Origin of the sequence: Pseudoduganella sp. RAF53_2, assembly GCF_052113985.1 — a bacterium.
Taxonomy (GTDB): Bacteria; Pseudomonadota; Gammaproteobacteria; order Burkholderiales; family Burkholderiaceae_D; genus Rugamonas.
In genome coordinates, this window is the sequence record NZ_JBFRDW010000451.1 from 1 (window position 1) to 5,100 (window position 5,100).

The 5,100-nt window shown below is 61.1% G+C and carries 5 protein-coding genes and 2 tRNA genes; 2 read left to right on the forward strand and 5 right to left on the reverse strand.

Features of this window, described 5'->3' with window-relative positions:
* Together AB4Z11_RS22615 and AB4Z11_RS22620 are read left to right on the forward strand one after the other, a co-directional pair.
* The coding region (locus tag AB4Z11_RS22615) for a cation:proton antiporter domain-containing protein (protein WP_442027816.1) at positions 1-282 on the forward strand (282 nt) is incomplete at its 5' end.
* A 75-nt stretch (positions 283-357) separates the two neighbouring features.
* On the forward strand, positions 358-963 hold the full coding sequence (locus AB4Z11_RS22620) for a hypothetical protein (protein ID WP_442027817.1): 606 nt from the start codon (positions 358-360) through the stop codon (positions 961-963).
* Between the two features lie 10 nt (positions 964-973).
* Here the strand turns inward: AB4Z11_RS22620 and AB4Z11_RS22625 are convergent.
* From AB4Z11_RS22625 to ftsH, 5 genes are all read right to left on the reverse strand, one after another.
* Positions 974-1,050: transfer RNA gene (locus tag AB4Z11_RS22625), tRNA-Arg, on the reverse strand.
* A 60-nt stretch (positions 1,051-1,110) separates the two neighbouring features.
* Positions 1,111-1,187, reverse strand: a tRNA-Pro gene (locus AB4Z11_RS22630).
* 58 nt (positions 1,188-1,245) lie between these two features.
* On the reverse strand, positions 1,246-2,598 hold the full coding sequence (gene glmM, locus AB4Z11_RS22635) for a phosphoglucosamine mutase (protein WP_442027819.1): 1,353 nt from the start codon (positions 2,596-2,598) through the stop codon (positions 1,246-1,248).
* 17 nt (positions 2,599-2,615) lie between these two features.
* Complete coding sequence (folP, locus tag AB4Z11_RS22640; RefSeq protein WP_442027821.1) at positions 2,616-3,440, reverse strand: dihydropteroate synthase; 825 nt, start codon at positions 3,438-3,440, stop codon at positions 2,616-2,618.
* A gap of 128 nt (positions 3,441-3,568) precedes the next feature.
* Positions 3,569-5,100: ATP-dependent zinc metalloprotease FtsH (gene ftsH / locus AB4Z11_RS22645; protein WP_442027823.1), on the reverse strand; the 1,532-nt coding region annotated here is incomplete at its 5' end.

Consider the following 5,100-nt stretch of genomic DNA (forward strand, 5'->3'; position numbering starts at 1 on the left):
GTGCTATTGGTCGCGTCGGTGTCCGGCAAACTGATCGGCGTGCAGATCGCAGGCCGCATTCTGAAATGGGCGCCAGGCGAGGCGTCGATTATCGGCTGGCTGTTGCAGACCAAGGCGCTGATCATGATCATCTTCGTCAACATCCTGCTGGACAAAGGCATCATCACGAACGAGACCTTTACCGCACTGCTGCTGATGGCAGTCGGCAGCACCATGCTGACTGTGCCTGTGGTGTATCCGCGCCTGCAGCAAGTACGCGAACTGATCTTCCGGGCGGCCTGAAACGCGGGATGTTTGACTGGTTAGCATTCTGATATGCTAATCTCAACGCATCTCACGGAATAATGTGGCCCGACAATGGATATTCTCAGTGCGGTGGAAAATATCCGGCGACGGGCCGAATCCGTCGCGCTTGCCCATCCAGAGCGGCATGACGAAGCGCTGGACCTCGCCGACCTGGCCGAGCTTACCTTTCAGGAGAAGCACAGCGCCTTGCTGTCGGGCCGCGAGACAGCGATCGCAGAGATCGCGGCGCTCAACGCCGAACTCACCGACATGCAAAACGGAAGCTTCTTCGCGCGCCTGTTCCAGCGCGGCGCGGAGCGGCAACTTCGTCTGGAACTGGAGAGCGCCCTGCAGAAGCGCAATCGCTACGACGCAGAGATCGAGCGCGCCAGAGACAGCCAGTTTAATAACGAACAGTCGCGGCGGCGGCTGCTCGATATGTTCGAGTCCTTACGCCGCAACAAGATCGTGCGCAAGGACGCACTGGGCGTATGCCAGGCCGCTGAGGCACTGATGGAAGATCTGAGGAAGAACATTCAGCGCCGTCCCGATTTTGCCAGGAAGTTTGGTGCGAAGAAGCTGCTGGTGCCGATGCGCGAAGCTTTCGATCTGAACGACGCAAACACCTTCCTGTTGCTGGTGCGGCGCGAAATGCAAGCGGTGATGGATGAGCTGTGACCCACAAACATGGCCTGCCCAGCAGGAATCGAACCTGCGACCCTCGGCTTAGAAGGCCGATGCTCTATCCAACTGAGCTATGGGCAGTGCGGTGGGGATTCTCGTAAACGACGAACGGGTTGTCAAGAGACAACCCGCCAGGTGATATGGTCGGAGTACAAGGATTCGAACCTTGGACCCCCTGCTCCCAAAGCAGGTGCGCTACCGGGCTGCGCTACACTCCGATAACGTCATAATACCCCTTGGGAGCAGTTGCCGTCAATGTCAGGACAGCAACTTAGCTTACGCCGCAAGCTGAGTATCGACCTTATCGGCAATGCGGCGTGCCATGCTTTCCGCTTTGGCGGCATCGCGCGCTTCAACCATCACGCGAATCAGCGGCTCAGTACCTGAAGCGCGAATCAGCACGCGGCCCGCATCGCCCAGTTCTTTTTCGACCTTTTCTTTTTCCGCGACCATGGCTGAATTCTTCTGCCAGTCAAAGCCTGCCGGCACGCGCACATTGATCAGGGTCTGCGGGAACAGCTGCAGTTCGCCTGCAATTTCCGACAGCTTCTTGCCCGAGCGCTTCAGCGCGCACAGCACCTGCAGCGCGGAGATGATGCCATCGCCGGTGGTGTGTTTGTCCAGCGCCAGCAAGTGGCCGCTGCCTTCGCCGCCGAGAATCCAGCCCTTCTCCTGCATCACTTCCAGCACGTAGCGGTCGCCCACCTTGGCGCGCGCAAAGCCGATGCCCTTTTCTTTGAAGGCCACTTCCAGCGCCATATTGGTCATCAGCGTGCCGACCGCGCCCTGCACGTCGCCGCGTGCCACGCGATCCATCACCATCACGTACAGCAGCTCATCGCCGTTGTACAGACGGCCGTTGGCGTCGCACATGATCAGACGGTCTGCGTCGCCATCGAGCGCGATGCCCAGGTCGGCGTTGTGCTGCAGGACAGCTGCCGCCATGGCCTTCGGCGCGGTCGCACCGTGGCCTGCGTTGATGTTGAAGCCGTCCGGCTTATTGCCGATCGCGACCACTTCCGCGCCCAGTTCATGGAACACGTGCGGCGCGATGTTGTAGGCARCACCGTGGGCGCAATCGACCACGATCTTCAGGCCGCGCAGGTCTTGCTCGTTGGGGAAGGTGCTCTTGCAGAATTCGATGTAGCGGCCCTGCGCGTCTTCCAGGCGCTTGGCGCGGCCCAGCTTCTCGGAATGCACGCAGCCCATCGGCTGGTCGATCAGGGCTTCAATGTCCAGCTCCACCGCGTCCGGCAGCTTGGTGCCTTGGGCAGAGAAAAACTTGATGCCATTGTCCTGGAAAGGATTGTGCGAGGCGGAGATCACCACACCGGCCGACAGGCGCAACGCGCGCGTCAGGTAAGCGATAGCGGGCGTCGGCATTGGGCCGGCCAGCATCACGTCCACGCCGGCGGCAGCGAAGCCTGCCTCCAGCGCTGCTTCCAGCATATAGCCGGAGATGCGCGTGTCCTTGCCGATCAATACGGTCGGGCGCGCCATGCCGGGCGTGGCCGTCTTGGCCAGCACCTTGCCTGCGGCATAGCCGAGGCGCATCACGAAGTCTGGCGTGATCGGCGCTTCGCCGACCAGGCCGCGGACACCATCGGTGCCGAAATATTTGCGTGCCATTCTTTATCTCATCCTTTTTATTGAGCTGCGTGCCACACTTTTAATGCGTCGACAGTCTCGGCCACATCGTGCACCCTGACGATTTGAGCGCCATGGGCCACCGCGGCCAGCGCGCCGCCAAGGCTGCCGGCCAGGCGCTGCTCCACTGGTTTGCCGGTCACGGCGCCAATCATCGATTTGCGCGACAGGCCCGCCAGCAGCGGCACACCCAGCTCGGCCACCATGCGGCGCCCAGCCTTGAGCAATGCGTAATTATGCTCGACCGTTTTGCCGAAGCCAAAGCCGGGATCGATCCAGATGCGATCCCGCTCAATCCCGGCGGCGGTCAGGGCCGCAATGCGTTCGCGCAGAAAGTCCACCACCTCCTGCACGACGTCATTGTACTCGGGCTTGTCTTGCATTGTTGTAGGATCGTTAAGCATGTGCATAACGCACAACGCACAATCGCTGTCTTTGACGGCTTCAATGGCGCCGGGGGCGCGGAAACCGTTTATATCGTTGATCATGTCCGCGCCGGCCAGTATCGCTTCGCGCATGACTTCCGGTTTATAGGTGTCGACCGAAATCGCCTTGCCGCTGTYGCGCAACGCGAACAGCACCGGTAGCACACGCCGCAGTTCTTCATCCAGCGAGACAGCAGGCGCACCGGGACGCGAGGATTCGCCGCCCACGTCGATGATGTCGACGCCGTCGCGTATCATCTGCTCGGCGTGGTTGATGGCGTAGTCCAGCGTGGCGAATTCACCGCCGTCGCTGAAAGAGTCGGGAGTAACGTTGAGGATGCCCATCACCAGCGCGCGACTGGCGGGGAAATTGAAGCGGCCGAATTTGATTGGGGGCATGCTGAAAACCCGGGACATAAACCCGGTGGCTGCCACATCGTGGCAGCCACCAGCTTCACGCTGGTGGTTCTAAAAAATAAGGGTGAGGATTGCTCCTCACCCTTCGGTAGTGTATCGCGTCGACGCGATCAGGCCGGTGCAGCGACGTTGGAGTTCGGGTTGGCGCCCGGACCGTCACCGCTCGGCTGCTTGCGGATGGTCACGCCGGCTTTTGGCGGACGCGGCTCCTGGCCGGACATGATGTCGTTGATCTGGTCCGCATCGATGGTTTCCCATTCCAGCAGGGCCTTGGTCATCACTTCGACCTTCTCGCGGTTCTCTTCCAGCAGCTTGCGGGCCAGCGCGTACTGGCTGTCCAGGATGTTGCGGATTTCCGCATCCACCTTCTGCTGGGTCGCTTCGGAGATGGTCTTGTTGGTGCCGCCCAGGAAGCCGTCGTTCTGGGTATCTTCATACACCATCACGCCCAGCGCATCGGACATACCGAACTTGGTGACCATCGAACGTGCCAGCTTGGTGGCGCGGGCGAAGTCGTTGGAAGCGCCGGTGGACATCTGGCCCACGAAGATCTCTTCCGCGATACGGCCGCCGAACAGGATGGAAATCTCTTCCAGCATCTTGTCCTTGTAGCCCGAGATATTGTCGTGCTCAGGCAGCTGCCAGGTCAGGCCCAGCGCCCAGCCGCGCGGCATGATGGTGACCTTGTGCACCGGGTCCGCTTTCGGCAGCAGCTTCGCGACCACGGCGTGACCGGATTCGTGGTACGCCGTATTGCGGCGCTCCTCTTCGCGGATGATCATGGACTTGCGTTCCGGGCCCATGAAGATCTTGTCCTTCGCATCTTCGAAGTCCTGCATATCGACCAGACGCTTGGAACGGCGGGCGGCAAACAGCGCTGCCTCGTTGACCAGGTTGGCCAGGTCGGCGCCGGAGAAGCCCGGCGTACCGCGGGCAATGATGTCCGCTTTCACGTCGGTACCGATCGGCACCTTGCGCATGTGGACGTTCAGGATCTGTTCGCGGCCGCGGATGTCCGGCAGGCCCACCGACACTTGACGGTCGAAGCGGCCCGGACGCAGCAGCGCCTTGTCCAGCACGTCGGCACGGTTGGTCGCGGCAATCACGATCACGCCGGAGGAAGCCTCGAAGCCGTCCATCTCAACCAGCAGCTGGTTCAAAGTCTGTTCGCGTTCGTCGTTACCGCCGCCCATGCCGGCGCCACGATGGCGGCCAACAGCGTCGATCTCGTCGATGAAGATGATGCAAGGCGAATGCTTCTTGGCGTTCTCGAACATGTCGCGCACGCGGGATGCACCCACGCCGACGAACATTTCAACGAAGTCCGAGCCGGAAATCGAGAAGAACGGCACCTTGGCTTCGCCTGCGATGGCGCGCGCCAGCAGGGTCTTACCGGTACCTGGAGGGCCAACCATCAGCACGCCGCGTGGAATACGGCCGCCCAGTTTCTGGAACTTGGTCGGGTCTTTCAGGAAGTCGACGATCTCCGACACTTCCTCTTTCGCTTCGTCGCAACCTGCCACGTCGGCAAAGGTCACGGTGTTATTCGTTTCATCGAGCATGCGCGCCTTCGACTTACCGAAGGAGAACGCGCCGCCCTTCCCTCCGCCCTGCATCTGGCGCATGAAGAACACCCATACAC

What these genes read in the sequence shown, in the direction of transcription:
- AB4Z11_RS22620 (WP_442027817.1), top strand. Translation starts at nt 358, where the DNA reads ATGGATATTCTCAGTGCGGTGGAAAATATCCGGCGACGGGCCGAATCC.